This window comes from Lacticaseibacillus kribbianus (assembly GCF_020180945.1).
Taxonomy (GTDB): domain Bacteria; phylum Bacillota; class Bacilli; order Lactobacillales; family Lactobacillaceae; genus Lacticaseibacillus; species Lacticaseibacillus kribbianus.
Map to the genome: position 1 here is coordinate 19,037 of NZ_JAIPUL010000005.1, position 16,648 is coordinate 35,684.

Here is a 16,648-nt window from a genome sequence, read left to right on the forward strand (position 1 = left end):
ATGTGCTAGGGAACGCCGACATTTTTCTGTCGTATCAGGTACACCCTTGCAAGCGCCATGCAGTGGGCGTTGGACCCCGCTTCCGCTTTTTTGCACGTCAGCAACGGTTGCGTGCCGGGCCAAAAGCCGTCATGATACTAGACAGTAACAGGATTTGGAGGAGTATGGGATGAAATCAATTCAACGCGCCTGGCGGATGGCGCTGCTGGTGGCGGCGCTGGTCGCCGTCGCAATCGTCACTCGGCCGCGGCCGGTTCGGGCCGCCACGGCCCCGCTGCAGTCCGCGGTGGTGGCCACGGGCAAGGCGGGCCACTACCGGCTGGTGCTCAGGAACACGCAAAACGCCACGTACCGCGACGTCACGGTGGTGGCCACGCTGCCGAAGAAGCTGGCCAAGCAGTCCGGCAAGCTGACCTGGCACATCGCCCAGTTCGGCCTCGGCGGTGAGCAGGCGCTGCCGTTCACCGTCGACGCCAAGACGCACAAGGTCGCGACGACAAAGGCGGGCGCGAGCGTCGCTTACTCCCGGCGCGGCCCGTCGGTGACGGTCATCGCCCTGGGCGCGGTGGGCGTCGTCGCCCTGCTTGGCGGCGGTTTCTGGATGCTGCAACGGCGCCGCGGTGCGGCCGTCCTGCTTTTGATCGGCACGCTCGGCGGTGGGCTGGCGCTGTGGCAGGCGCAGCCCGCCCAGGCGGCCGATGCCGACAAGGGCGCCGCCGAGTTCACGCTGAACGGCACGGTTTACCGGCTCAAGACGCGCGTGACCTACACCAAGGTCGGCGGCGGGCTGACCGCCTTCAGCGCGCGACTGGGCCAGGTCACCGGGCCGGTCACCATCACGGACGCCAAGACCAAGGCGGCCCGCCAAGTCGCACTGCGCGACCACGTCCTGACCACCCGCCTCGTCGCGTCCCACCGCTACACCCTGAAGGCGCCGGGGCTGAAGGCGACGCTGACACCGGGCGGCAGGAACGGCTACACCGTGCAGGCCGCCACGGGCAAGGTCAAGCTGGGCACGGCGATCACCAAGCCCGCAGGCGAGCTGGTGCTGCAGAGCACAGCGCAGACGCTGCCCGCAGGCGCCGCCTACCGCATCGATCCGGCGCACGCGCGGATCACGGTCGCGGCGGCCGCCGGCGACTACCGCGTCGGCGACACCCTGTACGTGCCGCCGTTCGGCTACAACTACGGCGGTGCCGTGGCCAGGGTGACCGCGGTCAGCCAAAACGGCGACCGCACCGTTTTGACCGTGACCGACGCCCCGGTCGACCGGGTGCTGGCGTCCGTCGACGCGCCGGGCGCCACCGCCAACATGCGAGACGCCGTCTTCATCCCGGCCGCAGCGGTCGCTGTGTCCGGGACCCCGGCGAAGGGAATCGCGCTGACCAACACCGGCTGGTCGGCCACGCTGGACGTGGACGTCGCCTACAAACTCGATGACGCCAAGCACCATCGGCTGACCTACCAGTACCCCAAGGTCAAAGACGCCAGCAACCCCGTCAGCATCAAGAACGATCTCGCCGCCACCGGCGGGGTCACCGCAAGTTACCACTACGATTTCCTGACCCATCGTTACAAGGCGTCCATTGACGAGGACATGAAGCTGGCCAACAGTTTTGCCTACACGCTGTCCGCTGACGCCGACACCTCCGCCAAGCTGGCCAAGCTCAAGACCGGCCTGCCGCTGGGCGAGATCGTGGTGCCCACCCCGGCCCCCGGCGTGACGGTGGCGATTCCAGTCAGCCTGAATATCGAGGCCTCCGGCAAGATTAAGGCCACGTTCGACCTCGGCATCAGCGAGGAGGCCCACCTCACGGCCGCCTCCGGCAAGAAGCTCAAGCTGACCCACGCATTTTCCGCTGAGGGCAGCGGCAAACTGGACCTGTCCGCCACCGCCCGCGCCGGGCTCAACGCCAAGACCAAGCTGGTGATTGCCAGCGCTCTGTCCCCAGTCGACGTGTCCGCCTTTGCCGGCCTTCAGGTGGACGCCGATGCCAGCTTCGGGTTCAAGCTGGATGCCGTCACACCGGCTGCCAGCGCCCGTGCCGACGCCAGCATCGAGGGCGACTTCGTGGCGGAGCTCAAGGGCGAGTCCGAGCTGCCGAAGCTGTGGGGCCAAGCCCCGCTCGCCACCGCGGCCATCACCTACAATCAAGAGCTGTTCTCCTGGCACGCCTCAACGGATGATCAGGCCAAAAAGAAGGCAACGAAGAAAAAGGCCGCCAAGAAAAAGCCCGACGCCGCCTCGACCGCCGCGGCACTGGACGCCGCGCTCAAGGGCAAGACGATTCGGATTGAGCCGGACAAGTTCGACGGCGTGGACGCCAGCCAAGCGATGGATCAGAACCTAGCACCGCAGAATCTGGTGCACGATTTTTCGCCATACGGCTACTTCCTCAGCGGCAGCGAGGTGCGCATCACCAATCCCGGCAACTACTTCGCGGTCATCACGGCCAAGGTCACCGCGGCCGGCGGCAAGCTGAGCTTTGAAGACGCGGTCGGCACCACTTGGAACGTGCCCTACACGCTGACCGGCGACCAGATCACGCTGCAGCCCTGGACCGGGCCGTTCCAGGACGGCCACCAGGTCACGTGGCAGCCGACGCTTGGCGCTGACCTAGCGACCATGAAGGCCGAACTCGACGGCAAGCCGATGCAGCGCTAGTGCCAACACGAACAATGCCCACCCCGGCAGACGCCGGGGTGGGCATTGTTCGTGTTGGCCGGGCCCCATCCGGCCGGGTCAACCGGTCCGCTCAGCCGTGTGCTGGGGTCCCCCGCCGCGGCGGCCTACCGCCAGCGGTGGTACTCGGGCTGCACCCTGGCCTCCCACTCGGCGGCCAGGTCCTTCAGCGTGGCGCGCATGTTCACGACGTCATCGGTCTTGTCGTGCCACAGCACCGAGTACGCGAAGGCGTCTTCGCCCATCGCGTCCCAGTCGGCCTGCATCAGCGTGTCGTGGTAGGCGCCGCGTTCCAGGTTCAGCCGGTAGTAAGTCCAGCGGTTCCTGATGTTGGGCACCGCCGCGATGAAGCGGCGGTGGTTCACGGTGTTTTCGATCTGAATCACGCCGTACTCGACGGGCGCCAGTTTGTAGGCCAGGCGCGCGGCCTTTTTCGCTTCGTCATTCATTGGTAAAAATCCTCCAGTAATCGCGGCCGTCCGGCGTCCGGGCCAGGAAGCCGTAGTCGACCAGGTAACGGGCCAGGATCGCGTAGTCGGGGTTGGCCGCGACCAAAACGGCGCGCACCGCCGGCCCGCTGTAATGCTGACCGGGCGTGAACTCCTCGCACAGGCGCAGGCACAGGCAGACCCGCGCCTTCTCCGCCCGCGGCCAGGCGATCGTCAGGCTGTCGCCGAAGCGCGCGTGCTTGGCGATCACCGCGGCGTAGTCGGCCTCGGTGATGCCAAGCGCAGCGGCCGCCGCCGGCACGGCCACCAGCGACGACTCGCCCGCGTCCGCCCCGAAGGCCGCGGTGAACTGCGCCAGGTACAGCCTGGCCTGCGCCGCCTTTTGCCGGAAGGTGAACTTCTGGTGCCGCACCGTGCCCGCGGCCAGGCCGAGTTGGGCCGCGACGTCGCGGTCGCTGGCGCCTTCGGCAAAGGCGGTCAAAAGTGTCTGCTGGGTGGGCGTCAGCGCGTTGGCGCGGTCCGGCGCGGCCAGCACCGCGGCGAGCGCCCCGCCGTGCGCCGCCTCGATGTGCGCCGTCAGCGCCCGCTCGCCGGCGGTGGTGAGCGGCTCGTGCGCGTCGCAGTAGTTGCAGGCCAGCGTGCGCCGCTCGCGGTGGAAGCCGCGCCGCCAGTCCTCGATTGTGTTGGTCATCTCGCACCTCCTGCTCGAAGTGTACCCGTGTTTACGGTATATGTAAACGTTTTTCGGCCAAAACGGCAGCAAAAAGGCGTCCCACCACCGGCGAGACGCCCTGGCCATGCCCTACTCGCGGTCCTTGGCCTGCCACCTGGTCGGCAGCAGCCAGTCGCCGGCGCGTACCAGAAGCGTCAGCCCGACCAGCATCAGCGGGATCATCAGTCGGCCCCACCAGCCGGGCAGCGTGCCCAGCGCGTCCGCCGCGGGGTAGGCGAACAGCGTCGCAAGGACCCCGACGATGGCGGCGAACACCCAGGAGTGCAGGCCCAGCCAGATGGCGAAGCCGACCAAAAGCGCCGCGAGGCCGAACCCGGCGGCGACGGCGAACCAGGCCGGCACCGCGACGAGGCCGAAGTGCGGCACGGCATCCGACAGCGGCAGCACCACCAGCTGCACCGCCAGCAAGATGGTCAGAAACGACGTCCGGACCTTTTTGCGCGTGAAGGTCCTGCGGCGGTGCCAGGCGGTGATCGCCAGAATCGCCAGCGGCAACAGCAACGCCAGCAGCGCGAGCGTCCCCACCGGCACCCGGGCCGGATCCTCGATGATGGCCCGCCAGCCGCCGAGGAAAAAGGCCACGGCCCAGGCGACGACGCCGAGAATCACCCAGCCGCGTCGGCTGCGGTGCGGCAGGTTGGCCACGATGTCGTCGCCGATCGCCTGCGGGTCGCGCCCGAAGTAGTCGGCGGCGCCGATGCCGTCGTGCTGCGCCTGCAGCAGGTCGCGGTGGATCTCGGCCAGCGTCGAATCGGCCGCCACCCCGTCGACGCCGATCGCGTCGGTCACGTACGCCGCCAGCCGGTCGTAGTAGTCCTGGTTGCGCGGCAAAAGCGTGGCGTGCGCGTCCGGATCGGCCGCGGGGTCGTGTTCGGTTACGGCCGCACGGGCGGTGTCCGCCTCGGATGCGGTTCCAGTTGCGCGGACACCTTCCGACTCAGGTTCGGTCCCGGTTGCGGCCTCGGCCGTGGTTTCCTCGTGCTTGTGCTTAGTCTCACTCATGGTGTGCCTCCCTCAACTTGGCCATCGCGTCGGCCATCTGGTCCCAATCCGCCGTGAAGTCCGCCAGCGCCTGCGCGCCCGCCGGCAGCAGGTGGTAGTACTTGCGCGGCGGTCCCCCACTGGGCGAGGCGCGCCGCACGCCCTCGATCTGCCCGCCGTGCTCGAGCTTGAGCAGCAGCGGGTAGATGGTGCCGTCCGCCACCTCGCCGAACCCGGCGGCGACCAGCGCCTGGTGAATCTCGTAGGCGTAGGTCTCACCGCCCGCGATCACGCCGAGCAGCGCGCCCTCGAGCGTGCCCTTCAACAACTGTGTCGGCAGCCTGCGCATGCCCTCACCTCCCACTAACTTGCACTGCAAGGATAAGTCTGGGCAACTAACTTGTCAAGCAAGGAAGCCGGCCCGACGAAAAAATTTATGTGCGGGCGTTACCGGCACGCCGCGGTTTTTCCCATCGATCCGGCCACCGGGGGTTGACGCGCCGCCGCTTGCTGTTACAATAAGAGTTGCAAGTTACTTACAAAGTAACACCACAAAGGAGATCTGCTTATGACCACATATGCCATCACCGGCGCCACCGGCCACTTCGGCCAGGCCGCCGTTCGCACCCTCACCAACCTCGTCGGCGCACCCAACGTCGTCGCCCTGGCCCGCAACGTTGATCGCGCCAAGGCCGTGCTGCCCGCCGGCGTCACCGTGCGCCCCGGGGACTACACCGACGTGCCGCAGCTCACCGCAAGCCTGACCGGCATCGACCGGCTGCTTTTCATCTCCAGCCAGCCCGGCGCCGCCGTGCCGCGCCTGACCCAGCACGAGAACGTCGTCGAAGCCGCTAAACAGGCCGGCGTCGGCTTCATCGCCTACACCAGCTTCCCGCACGCCGACACCGCCACGACGCCGCTGGCTCAAGACCACGCCGCCACGGAAAAGGCGATCGAAGCCGCCGGCATCCCCCACGCCTTCCTGCGCAACAACTGGTACCTGGAAAACGAGGCGCACCAGCTGAAGGCGGCCGCGGCGGGCAAGCCGTTCGTCTACGCAGGGGGCGCGGGCCTGGTCGGCTGGGCGCTTGAAAAGGAGTACGCCGAAGCCGCCGCCCGCGTGCTGGCCAGCGCCGAACCGCGCGCCATCTACGAGTTCTCGGGCGCGCCGCGCACCTACGCCGACCTCGCCGCCGCGGTGCCGGGCGACTTTCCGGTCCGCGACTTGACCGCCGCCGAGTACGCGGCCGGCCTGACGCAGGCCGGCATGAGTGAGGCCAACGTCGCCGTGATGGGCATGCTGCAGGGCCTGATCCGCGACAACCAGCTGGCGGGCACCACCGACGACCTGCCGGAGGTGCTCGGCCGCCCGCTGACGCCTTTGGCCGAGGCCGTGCAGGACGTGCTGGGCGAGTAGCGCCGCGAGCGCCCGGACAGCGGCCACCGGTCACACGATTGCCGCGCCGGCCACCCGAATCTCGCGTCGCGCCCGCGGCGGCCGCTGCCCAACCGGGCGACGCGGCAGCCCCGGGGCTGGCCCCCGGCGGCCGCCTGCGTTATGATAGGCGAGACAACCCAAGGAGCGACTATGAAATACTCACACAAACTCAGTGACGGCGTGCACATTCTCGCCTACATCACCATTTTTGCCGGTGGCGACCTGTCCAGCGCCGCCATCGCCGCCAGCATCGACAGCAACCCCAGCCTGGTGCGGCGCCTGATGGCCGCGCTGGTGCAGGCCGGCCTGATCAACAGCCAGCCCGGCGCCGCCAACCCGACGCTCGCCCGCCCCGCCAGCGCGATCACGCTGCTGGACGTCTACCGGGCGCTTGAGGGCGACCGCCGCCTGCTGCACGTCGACGTCAAAACCAACCCGCGCTGCCCGGTCGGCGCCAACATTCAGGCCACGCTGGACCAGACCTACGCCGCGGTTCAGGACGCGGCGGAAACCGCGATGGCCGCGGTGACGTTGGACCAGCTGACGGCGGACATCACCCGCCGCGCCCGGGCCGCCGGGCAGCTGCCGGGGTAGCCGGCGGGCAGCGAATCGATGACACTAGGCCAAGACAACCAGCCGCGCAGGCATCCGAGGACGCCTGCGCGGCTATTCGTTTGCGCTTTTTTGCGTGCCAATGCTGGGCGACCACAGACCGCATCTATGGCGCCGGACAATACGGCGACGCGGTGCAGTCTCACAATCGGTTACCAAGCCGAGCCGCTCGTGGTCGACTTGGCCATTGCCTAATCCGTACCGTCGTCTCACTTATCGGGCAAACAACTGTGACTAATCCACCGGTTAACAAACCAGCCCAACAAAGAGAGGCCGCTCGTGAGAACTAGGAAGGGCCAGATTAAGCTTGAGCCCGGGAAAAAACCGTCGTACAGAAGAAAACCGAGCGAAATAACGACCACTGTTCCGACGTTTAAGATATTACGCGCCATTGGTTTGCTAACCCGCATTCGCTTTGTCAATGCGCTTCCTCCTCCACTATTTCAGTTCTTCAAACCGAGTATTCGCCGCCATGGATGTCCGGCTCGATTGTACCCCCCCGTTATAAAGCGTCAAGAGTAAGCGCATTCAATTTATTTCAAAGGCACGAGAAGGCCCTTGCGTTGCAAAAAGGCGGCGGGGGCATTTCAGCGCCCCCGCCGTCTTGACCAACGGCCGCGTCCACGCGCGCAGGCGGCGCGACCGGTCATCAGTGCATTAATGACATTAATCCCCTGCTAATCCTGCGGCAGCACGAACCCCTGCCGCGCGAGGATGGCGCCGATCTCGTCGCGGTGGTGGACCGCCGCAGTCAGGTGGCGCTGCACCAGGCTGGTGAAGGACTCGTCCCGCGCGTCGGCGCCGCGGTTGGCGTAGTAGTGCGCCACCGCGGTGTCGTAGGCGCGCACCTGGGCCACATCGCCTTGCGGGTAGCCGTTCTCCCCCACCGTCAGCGCGCGCGGCAGGCGCGGTTTGGGCTGCGGTGCCTCGTCGGGCACACCGACCATCAGGCCCAGAAGCGGGAAGGTGTGACGCGGCAGGTGCAGCAGGTCGATCATGCGCTGCGGGTCGTTCAGGATGCTGCCGAGAAAGACCCCGCCCAGCCCCGACCGCTCGGCGCAGGCCAGCACGTTTTGCGCCGCCAGCGTCGCGTCGAAGCACCCGGCCAAAAAGGCGTTCCAGTTGGTGAAGTTGTGCACGTCACTGCCGGTCGGCGCCAGCGCGATGTCGCGGGCGCAGTCGACGACGAAGACGAACAGCTCGCCGTTGTCGCCCTGCAGCACCGCGCTGCCGGAGATCGCCGCGATCTGCTCGCGCAGCGCCTTGTCCGTGACGCGGATCAGGGTGAACGACTGCAGGAACTCGCTGGAGGCGGTGGCCCGCGCCACGTCCTCGAGCGCCTGGTAGTCGACTGATGCCGCCTTGAAGCGGCGAATGCTGCGGTGGTTCAACGCAATTGTGTCCATGATGGCCTCCAAAATCGGTGATAGTCCTAACTTAACACCGACGAACCCGAACGACAACCCGCAACCGCGTGTTCGTCGTTCAGCTTGTCACTTTGATGCCGACGATGGCGACCACCAGCAGGACCACGAAGCCCCAGGTCAGCGGGCTGAGCCGGTCGCCCAGGAGCACCACGCCGACCAGCACGCTGCCGACCGCGCCGATGCCGGTCCACACCGGGTAGGCGAGGCTCATCGGCAGCCGCCGCGTCGCCTCCGCCAAGCCCCAGAAGCTGACCAGCATCCCCGCCACCGTCAGGGCGGCGAAGCCCAGCCGCGTGAAGCCGGCCGACAGCTTCAGGCACGTCGCCCACACCACCTCGAACAGCCCCGCAACAATCAGATACAACCAAGCCATGTTCAACACACTCCTAAAAAAACGCACCGCGCCGACATCCCATTGGCCTGAGGATGTCGACGCGGTGCCTGCCCGGCGGCAGAAGAATTACCTTGCCCCTAGGGTAGCACACCCCGGCGCCCACGACCATTAGAATTCTGATAGCCGCTCGCCGGCATCAGTCCGGTAATATTCGCCCCGCCGCCCACGCGATAAGCCCATTAATAGCCGCCAGGCCGCCATTCGTTTCGTTATCGGGCGGCCGCCGCCCCGTTGTGGTAAAATTAAGCCACTATGAGAAACTGGAGATGAGTCGAATGGAACAACTACCGAAGCGCGAAGCCGTCCCGACCGAACTGACCTGGGACCTGACCACCATTTTCGCCACCGACGCCGAGTGGGAGCAGGCCGCAGCCGCGGTGACCGCGCAGGGCGCAGAAGCCGCCAAGCTCGAGGGGACGCTGGGCGACAGCGCAGAGGCGCTGGCCGCCGGCATCGCGCAGATCCTGGACGTGGTGCGCGCGCTTGAGAAGGTGTACGTCTACGCCTCGATGTCCTCCGATCAGGACACCGCCAACGCCCACTACCAGGGCTTCAACGCCCGCGCCGAGGCGATGGTCGCCAAGATTGAGGCGCAGATTGCCTTCATGGAGCCCGAGATCCTCGCGATTCCGGAGCACACGCTGACCGCCTGGCTGGCCACCCCGGCGCTTGCGCCTTACCGCCACTACATCGACGGCATCACCGCCGGGCGCGCGCACGTGCTGCCGAGTGCCCAGGAGGCGCTGTTGGCCGCGGCCGGCGACGCGCTGGGCGCCAGCCGCGCCGCGTTCAACGTGCTGAACAACTCGGACCTGTCCTTTGACTCGGTGCAAGACGACGACGGCAAGACCCGCCAGCTGTCCAACGGGCTGTACGGTCAGCTGATCCGCTCCACCAAGCGCCCCGTGCGCGAGGCCGCGTTCAAGACCCTTTTCAAGGCGTACGGCGAGTTCAAAAACACATTCGCGACGACTCTGGCCGGCGAGACCAAGCGCCACAACTTCCTGGCGACCGCGCACCACTACCCGGACGCCCGCGCCGCGGCGATGGCGGGCAACCACATCCCCGAAGCCGTGTTCGACACCCTGATTGAGCAGGTCAACACCCACCTGCCGCTGTTGCACCGCTACGTCGCGCTGCGCAAGGAGCTGCTGGGCCTCGACGACCTGCACATGTACGACATGTACACGCCGCTGACCGGCGACGCACCGCTGTCTTACACCTACGAGCAGGCCAAGGACATGGCCAAAAAGGCGCTGGCGCCGCTCGGTGCGGACTACCTGAGCCACGTAGCGGAGATTTTTGACAACCGCTACATCGACGTGTGCGAAAACCTCGGCAAGCGCTCCGGCGCCTACTCCGGCGGGTCCTACGACACCGCGCCTTACGAGCTGTTGAACTGGCAGGACAGCCTGGACGCGCTGTACACCCTGGTCCACGAAACCGGCCACAGCGTGCACTCCTGGTACACCCGCCACAACCAGCCGTACGTGTACGGCGACTACCCGATTTTCGTCGCCGAGATCGCCTCGACCAGCAACGAGAACCTTTTGACCGACTACCTGCTCAAGACGCAGACGGATCCGAAGGTGCGCGCGTACATCCTGAACTTCTACCTCGACGGCTTCAAGGGCACCGTTTTCCGTCAGACCCAGTTCGCCGAGTTCGAGCACTGGATCCACGTTCAGGACGCGACCGGCACGCCGCTGACCGCCGCCGCGATGTCCGACTTCTACGGCGACCTCAACGCGCGCTACTACGGCCCGGCCGTCGCGCGCGACCCGGAGATCGCGCTGGAGTGGGCGCGTATCCCGCACTTCTACATGAACTACTACGTCTACCAGTACTCAACGGGCTTCGCCGCCGCCTCCACCCTGGCCGCGCGCATCAGCGCGGGCGAGCCGGGCGCCGTCGACAAGTACCTCGGCTTCCTGAAGTCCGGCTCGTCGCAGTACGCGATCGACACGATGAAGGCCGCCGGCGTCGACATGGCCCAGTCCGCCTACCTCGAGGACGCCTTCAAGGTGTTCGAGGACCGGCTGGATGAGTTCGAAAAGCTGATCAGAGCGTGAGCCCGAGCGCACTTAGCGGGACGGGTGGCCTAGCGCCGGCGCTTGAAGCGTCCTTTGCTTCGAGTGCCGGTGCGTAGCCAGCCGCTCCCGCGTTGCTCGGGGGAACGCGTTTAGCGCGTTGCGGCCGGTTTACCCGGGCTCCGACGCGGACGCTGTGGCACTTCCGGCTCCGGGTCGGCGCGGCGGAACGCGTGGGGCTCTCTTGAGCCCAAAGTACGGTCTCAGGAACCGCCCTTGCTGTAAGCTGGCAAAATACGCCGACTAACGCAATGTCACGCTGGCTCGCCCCAATCCTACGCCTCCAGCGCCACAGCGTCCGTGCCTCCGCCCTACATCGCAAGCCATCAGTTACTTCACGCCAACCCAATACGGCTCGCTGAATCTCACCAATACAGGAGGGATGCGAAGCCTGCGCCATTGTGTGCAGCATCCAGTCCCTTACGCCCCGTCCTTCTTCCATCTGAAAGGAGCTGTCCGTCATGACCAAGCCCCAACTCGGCTTCATCGGCACCGGTGTCATGGGCACCGGCATCGTCAAGAACCTGCTGAAGGCCGGCTACCCGGTCGTCGTGTTCAACCGCACCAAAGCCCACGCGCAGCACGTGCTGGACGCCGGCGCCACCTGGGCCGATAGCCCGAAGCTGGTTGCCGCCCAAAGCGCGATCACGCTATCGATGGTCGGTTTTCCCCAGGACGTCGAGCAGATCTACTTCGGGGAAAACGGCATCCTGGCCGGCGCGCCGGCGAACAGCGTCGTGGTCGACATGACCACCAGCACCCCGCGCCTGGCCGCCGCCATCGCGGCCGCCGCCGCGCCGCACGGCGTGACGGCGCTGGACGCCCCGGTGTCCGGCGGCGACGTCGGCGCCAAAAACGGCACGCTGACCATCATGATCGGCGGGGACGCGGCGACCGCGGCGCGGCTGCAGCCCGTTTTTGAGGCGGTCGGCGCCAGCATCCACCGCTTCGGCGGCCCGGGCGCCGGGCAACACGCCAAGATGGCCAACCAGATCATGATCGCCGGCACGATGACCGGCCTGACAGAGATGCTGGTGTACGCCAAGGCGGCCGGGCTGGACGAATCGGCGCTGCTTGAAACCGTGGCCGGGGGCTCGGGCGCCAACTGGAGCCTGAGCAACTACGGGCCGCGCATCCTGGCCGGCGACACCAAGCCCGGGTTTTACATCAAGCACTTCGTCAAGGACCTGGGCATCGCGCTGGACGAGGCCGCCGCGATGGGCCTGGACCTGCCGGCAACCGCGACGGCGCGCCGCCTGTACCAGGCGATGGTCGACGCCGGTCTTGGCGACCTCGGCACCCAGGCGCTGATCCGAAGCTACCCGAGCTGGGAGGCGTAGGGCGCCGGTTGGCCACAACCACCGGCCATGTCAGAATTGGGACATAGAAAAACGCGGTGTGTCAACACCGCGGAATCCAAGATTCTCGTGCGACCGTTTCAGAACGGTGGCTAATCAGGCGACAAGGAGAACCCCGTGACGCTCCTAAAGTGTGTGCGGGTTTTTCTTTGTCCTTTTTTTGGTTCCCCGGGAACGGTGGCGCGGCCCCGGTCATAACTTGATTCATCAGATTAATTTTTTCATGAAAAAGGCGTGGCCGCCCTCTGAAGTGCCCTACAATTGTTAGACAAGAAGTCTAACGATTGTGGGGCTTTTCTTATGACTAAATACAGTAGTGAATTTAAAATCAGGGTTGTCTCCAGGTATCTTAAGGGTGGCATAAGCTATAAAAATCTGTGCACAGAGTTTGGAATACCCCATGCCAGAATCGTCCAAACTTGGGTTAATCAGGCTAAGGCTCATGGCCTCGATTCTCTAAAAGTTAAGCATACAAACGTTGAATACTCCCAAACATTCAAGATTGCAGTGGTAGAGTATGTGCATACACATCAAATAAGTCGTGCGCAAACTGCGGCTCATTTCGGCATCTCACCCAGCCAGGTCAATTCTTGGTATCGCATCGTGAGAGATCAAGGGGTGGCTGGATTGCGCACTACTCAAAAAGGGAGACCAGCCATGGGTAAGCACAAGAAAATTAAACCAATCAAGAAACTTGAGCCGACGCAGGAAGAGAAGTACCAACAGGAGATTCTGGAACTCAAAAGCAAGCTTCACGAGGCAGAGCTGGATCGTGATTTTTTAAAAGCACTCGCGACCCTGACGAAGAACTCACCGAAGCACTCTCAGCAAAAGTGAAGGCGGGCATCGTTACCTCGTTGAGGTCGCGCTATGGTTTTCAAGAGCTGCTTAGGCAACTCAAGTTGCCTCGAGCAACGTACTATGATCGCCTTAAGCGGGATAAGAAGGCCGACAAGTACGCTGAGATTAAGAAGTTCATCAAGCGGGTCTACTACGATTCTAGGGAGACGTACGGTTACCGGCGGATTCATGATGAAGCGTTGAAGCACGGGTTTCATTATGCCGAGGAGACGATTCGACGTCTGATGAGCGACATGGGCTTGAAAGTGACGATTTACTCCAAACACACGGCCAAGTACCACTCATACAAAGGCACGGTTGGTAATATCGTCCCCAATATCTTGAAGCAACATTTTGGCGCGAAACAGCCGCTCACCGTCCTTCACACCGATGTCACCCAGGTTCGGCTCTATAACGGCGAATGGGGTTACATCTCGTCGATTACCGATGAGGCTAGTCGCGAAGTCCTCGCCACCATTGTCAGTGCCTCACCAAATAAGGCGCTTATCCAAGCGACGCTTGACGAACTCAAACATCATCTCAAAGCAGGAGTACGACCGATTCTTCACTCTGATCAAGGCTGGCAGTATCAGATGCCAGACTATCAGCAGCGCCTGAAGGACATGAACATTGTTCAGAGCATGTCACGCAAGGGCAACTGCCATGATAATGCGCCAATTGAAAGCTTCTTCAACCTGATGAAGCGCGAGTGCCTGAATCGTTATCGGATTGATGACCTTGCCAGCCTGCGCCAGCTGGTGAACGGCTACGTTGATTGGTTCAACAATGCCAGAATCTCGAGAACCAAAAATGGCCTGACCCCAGTCGCGTACCGGGAACAGGCCATGATTGCTTGATTCAAAATTGAACTTGTCTAACTTTTCTATTGCACTTCACCTCGCGACCACGTCTTGCTTGTCTATTCGATTACCCGCGCCGCCGCGCCAGCAGCGCCGCGAAGTAGAACGCGCACTCGATGGCGGCGATGAAGAAGGTCACCGGCCAGTTGGTGTAGTAACCCAGCGCCAGCCCCGCCCACACGCCGATCAGGGCCGCCGCGACCGAGATGACCAGCATCTGCGGCAGCGTGCGGCCGAGGTACTTGGCCACGGCCGGCGGCAGCGTCAGGAGGATGAACACCAAGAGCGAACCGACGATCTGCGCGCCGATCGACACGGATACCGCGAGGATTAGGAGGAAGTAGATGCCGATCAGGTTGCGCCGCACGCCCTGCGCCTGGGCGCCGACCGGGTCAAAGGAGTCGAAGGCCAGGCTGCGGTAGGCCCAGGCCATCGTCAAAAGCACCACCGCGGCCAGGCCGACCAGCTGCCACACGTCGGCACGCGAGATGCCGATGATGCTGCCGAACAAAATGGTGGTCGCGTAGCTCGAGCTTTTGGCCGACAGCGCCAGAAACAGGATGCCGAGCCCCGTGAACAGGCTGGACACGGCGCTGATCGAGGCCTCGCGCCGGCTGGCCTTCACCGACAGCTTGCCGACCGCCACGGCGCTGGTCATGGTGGTCAACAGCATGCCGTCGAGCGGCCGGATGCCGACGAACACCGCGAACGCGGCGCCGGCGAAGCCGATCTCGGACAGCGTGTGGGCGAGAAAACTCATCCCGCGCGCCGTGACGAAGACGCCGACGATGCCGGTGGTCAGCGCGATGAAGGTGCTGGCCATGATGGCGTTTTGCATGAAATCGTACTGGAACATCACTGCACCTCCGCAACCGGCGTCAGCTCGCGCGGCATCTTGGCCAGGTCCATCGTGGCGGTCGGCGCCAGTTCGTGGCCCGTCGCCGTCAAAAGCAGGTACTGCCCTGTGAACTCGCGCGCAAGCTCGAGGTCATGTGTCACAAAGAGCACCGTCAGCCCGAGCTCGCGGTTCAGCCGCCGCACCAGGCTCATCAGCTCCGTCTTGGTGTTGACGTCCAGGCTCGCCGTCGCCTCGTCCAGGATCAGGAAGTTCGGCTGGGTCAAAAGCGCCTGCGCGAGGTACGCCTTTTGCTTCTCACCGCCGCTGGCCGCGCCCAGCCGCTGGTGCTGCCGTTCGCTCAGGTCGCACTGCGCGATCACCGCGTCCAGCGCCGCCTTTTCCGCCTTCGTGTGCCAGGGCAGCCGGCGCTTGCGCTGGTTGAGCTGCACGAACTGGCGAATCGTCAGCGGGTACTCGGGGTCGATGTTGCGAAACTGCGGCACGTAGCCGAGGCTCAGGTCGCTCGCGCGGGCGATGGTGCCCGCGGTCGGCGCCAGCTGCCCCATCAGCAGGCGGATCAGCGTGGTTTTGCCCACCCCGTTGGCCCCGATCAGGCTGGTCATCGACCCGCGGGCCAGCTCGAAGCTCAGGTCGTCGTATAGCGTGCGGTCGCGGAAGCCGAAGCTCATGTGCGACACGGTGATTAATGGCGTCATTGGTTGCCCCCAGGTGTGCTTAACAGTAACAGTTACGAATAACAGTTTACACGAGATGGCCCGGGTTGCCAAATTGTTTTTCTGAAAGCAGCGCAAAAGGGGCGGCCGCCGTGGTCGCCCCCTATTAGATTGCTGACCAGCGGCCTAAGTGCGCCCGGCTCCGCCCTCTACTTAAACGGGCTACGCTGGGCAACGGCCACTCGTCCAGCTAAGGCCAGCCCTCGAGGCAAAGAACGCCTCAAGCACTGGCCTTACGCTGGCCGGTGGCCTAAGCGCGCCCGGCTCCGCCCTCTACTTAAACGGGCTGCGCTGGGCAACGGCCACTCGTCCAGCTAAGGCCAGCCCTCGAGGCAAAGAACGCCTCAAGCACTGGCCTTACGCTGGCCGGTGGCCTAAGCGCGCCCGGCTCCGCCCTCTACTTCAGCACGAACTTCTTCAAAGCCTGCGCCACGCCGCCCTCGACGTTGGTCGCGGTGATCGCGTCGGCCGCGGCCTTGGCCGCTTCGATGCCGTTGCCCATCGCCACGCCGAGGCCCGCCGCCTCAATCATCGACACGTCGTTGGCCTGGTCCCCGATGGCCATCACCTCCGCCATCGGAATGCCCAGGTGCCGAGCCAGGGTCGTCACCGCGTTGCCCTTGCTGACGGCCGGGTGCAACACCTCCAGGAAAAACGGCTCGGAGTTGACGATGTAATAGTCGTCAAAATAAGCTTTTGGTAGCGCTTGCTTGGCCTTGGCCAGGAGTGCGGGCTCGTCGATTATCATCACCTTGCTGAAGCGCTGGGTCTCAGCGAAGTCCGCAAGGGGGCGGTAGAACAGCGGCACGTGCAGCAGGTACGACTCCCGCACCGTGAAGCGCGAGATGTCGGCGTTGGGCGTGTACAGCCGCGTCGCGTCAAGCGCCTGGATGTGCACGCCAAGCTCCCCGGCCAGCGCGGCCAGCCGCCGGTAGTCGTCAAGGCTCAGCGTGTGCTGGTCGATCACTTCCCCGGTGGCGGCGTCTTGCACCAGCGCCCCGTTGTAGGCGATGACGGTATCCCCGAGCTGCCCCAGCCCGAGCGCCGGAAAGAACGGTGCGATGCCGGACAGCGCGCGCCCGGAACACAGCACCACCCGCACGCCCTGGGCGACGGCGGCGCGCACCGCGTCGATGGTCACCTGATCGAGGCCGTGCGCCGCGTTGAGCAGCGTCCCGTCCAGGTCGATAGCTACTAGTCGAATCGTCATG

At 64.9% G+C, this 16,648-nt stretch carries 16 protein-coding genes and 1 pseudogene; 8 read left to right on the forward strand and 9 right to left on the reverse strand.

What is annotated here, in order from left to right:
- The first annotated feature begins 169 nt into the window (after positions 1–169).
- On the forward strand, positions 170–2,665 hold the full coding sequence (locus LE416_RS12110; RefSeq protein WP_225049232.1) for a hypothetical protein: 2,496 nt from the start codon (positions 170–172) through the stop codon (positions 2,663–2,665).
- A 125-nt stretch (positions 2,666–2,790) separates the two neighbouring features.
- Here the strand turns inward: LE416_RS12110 and LE416_RS12115 are convergent, their stop codons facing one another.
- The 4 genes from LE416_RS12115 to LE416_RS12130 form a co-directional block, all read right to left on the reverse strand.
- Positions 2,791–3,132 carry a GIY-YIG nuclease family protein gene (locus LE416_RS12115; protein ID WP_225049234.1) on the reverse strand — a complete coding sequence of 114 codons (342 nt, stop codon included), beginning with the start codon at positions 3,130–3,132 and terminating at the stop codon, positions 2,791–2,793.
- Positions 3,125–3,823: a DUF2087 domain-containing protein gene (locus LE416_RS12120; protein ID WP_225049236.1), complete on the reverse strand. Its 699-nt coding sequence runs from the start codon at positions 3,821–3,823 to the stop codon at positions 3,125–3,127. Before LE416_RS12120 ends, LE416_RS12115 begins: the two co-directional genes overlap by 8 nt.
- A 111-nt stretch (positions 3,824–3,934) precedes the next feature.
- A complete protein-coding gene (locus tag LE416_RS12125; RefSeq protein ID WP_225049238.1) occupies positions 3,935–4,867 on the reverse strand; it encodes a DUF1129 domain-containing protein in 933 nt (310 codons plus the stop codon).
- Positions 4,860–5,195 (reverse strand): PadR family transcriptional regulator, encoded by a 336-nt coding sequence (locus tag LE416_RS12130; protein WP_225049242.1) that lies wholly within the window; start codon positions 5,193–5,195, stop codon positions 4,860–4,862. Before LE416_RS12130 ends, LE416_RS12125 begins: the two co-directional genes overlap by 8 nt.
- 219 nt (positions 5,196–5,414) lie before the next feature.
- On the opposite strand from LE416_RS12130, the gene LE416_RS12135 reads away from it, so the two are divergent.
- Together LE416_RS12135 and LE416_RS12140 are read left to right on the forward strand one after the other, a co-directional pair.
- On the forward strand, positions 5,415–6,263 hold the full coding sequence (locus tag LE416_RS12135; RefSeq protein ID WP_225049247.1) for an NAD(P)H-binding protein: 849 nt from the start codon (positions 5,415–5,417) through the stop codon (positions 6,261–6,263).
- Between the two features lie 171 nt (positions 6,264–6,434).
- On the forward strand, positions 6,435–6,878 hold the full coding sequence (locus LE416_RS12140) for an Rrf2 family transcriptional regulator (RefSeq protein ID WP_225049248.1): 444 nt from the start codon (positions 6,435–6,437) through the stop codon (positions 6,876–6,878).
- 695 nt (positions 6,879–7,573) lie between these two features.
- Here LE416_RS12140 and LE416_RS12145 read toward each other — a convergent pair.
- The gene (locus LE416_RS12145) at positions 7,574–8,302 is read right to left on the reverse strand and encodes a nitroreductase family protein (RefSeq protein ID WP_225049249.1); all 729 of its coding nucleotides are present in this window, start codon (positions 8,300–8,302) and stop codon (positions 7,574–7,576) included.
- Positions 8,303–8,381: 79 nt separating this feature from the next.
- Positions 8,382–8,696 carry a DMT family transporter gene (locus LE416_RS12150; RefSeq protein WP_225049251.1) on the reverse strand — a complete coding sequence of 105 codons (315 nt, stop codon included), beginning with the start codon at positions 8,694–8,696 and terminating at the stop codon, positions 8,382–8,384.
- A 296-nt stretch (positions 8,697–8,992) separates the two neighbouring features.
- Between LE416_RS12150 and pepF the strand changes: the two genes are divergently transcribed.
- The 5 genes and pseudogenes from pepF (at position 8,993) to LE416_RS12175 (ending at position 13,862) form a co-directional block, all read left to right on the forward strand.
- Positions 8,993–10,789 (forward strand): oligoendopeptidase F, encoded by a 1,797-nt coding sequence (gene pepF, locus LE416_RS12155; protein WP_225049252.1) that lies wholly within the window; start codon positions 8,993–8,995, stop codon positions 10,787–10,789.
- 479 nt (positions 10,790–11,268) lie between these two features.
- Complete coding sequence (locus LE416_RS12160) at positions 11,269–12,147, forward strand: NAD(P)-dependent oxidoreductase (protein WP_225049253.1); 879 nt, start codon at positions 11,269–11,271, stop codon at positions 12,145–12,147.
- A 318-nt stretch (positions 12,148–12,465) separates the two neighbouring features.
- Positions 12,466–12,807: pseudogene (locus LE416_RS12165) on the forward strand (transposase); the annotation flags it as partial.
- A 15-nt stretch (positions 12,808–12,822) separates the two neighbouring features.
- On the forward strand, positions 12,823–13,002 hold the full coding sequence (locus LE416_RS12170; protein ID WP_225049371.1) for a hypothetical protein: 180 nt from the start codon (positions 12,823–12,825) through the stop codon (positions 13,000–13,002).
- Complete coding sequence (locus LE416_RS12175) at positions 12,999–13,862, forward strand: IS3 family transposase (RefSeq protein WP_225046558.1); 864 nt, start codon at positions 12,999–13,001, stop codon at positions 13,860–13,862. The genes LE416_RS12170 and LE416_RS12175 overlap by 4 nt, the downstream gene beginning before the upstream one ends.
- Before the next feature lie 70 nt (positions 13,863–13,932).
- Here the strand turns inward: LE416_RS12175 and LE416_RS12180 are convergent, their stop codons facing one another.
- The 3 genes from LE416_RS12180 to yidA form a co-directional block, all read right to left on the reverse strand.
- Complete coding sequence (locus LE416_RS12180) at positions 13,933–14,721, reverse strand: metal ABC transporter permease (protein ID WP_225049254.1); 789 nt, start codon at positions 14,719–14,721, stop codon at positions 13,933–13,935.
- The gene (locus LE416_RS12185) at positions 14,721–15,419 is read right to left on the reverse strand and encodes a metal ABC transporter ATP-binding protein (RefSeq protein WP_225049255.1); all 699 of its coding nucleotides are present in this window, start codon (positions 15,417–15,419) and stop codon (positions 14,721–14,723) included. Before LE416_RS12185 ends, LE416_RS12180 begins: the two co-directional genes overlap by 1 nt.
- 415 nt (positions 15,420–15,834) lie before the next feature.
- Entirely contained in the window at positions 15,835–16,647 is an 813-nt protein-coding gene (gene yidA, locus LE416_RS12190) for a sugar-phosphatase (RefSeq protein ID WP_225049256.1), read from the reverse strand.
- Position 16,648: the final 1 nt, after the last annotated feature.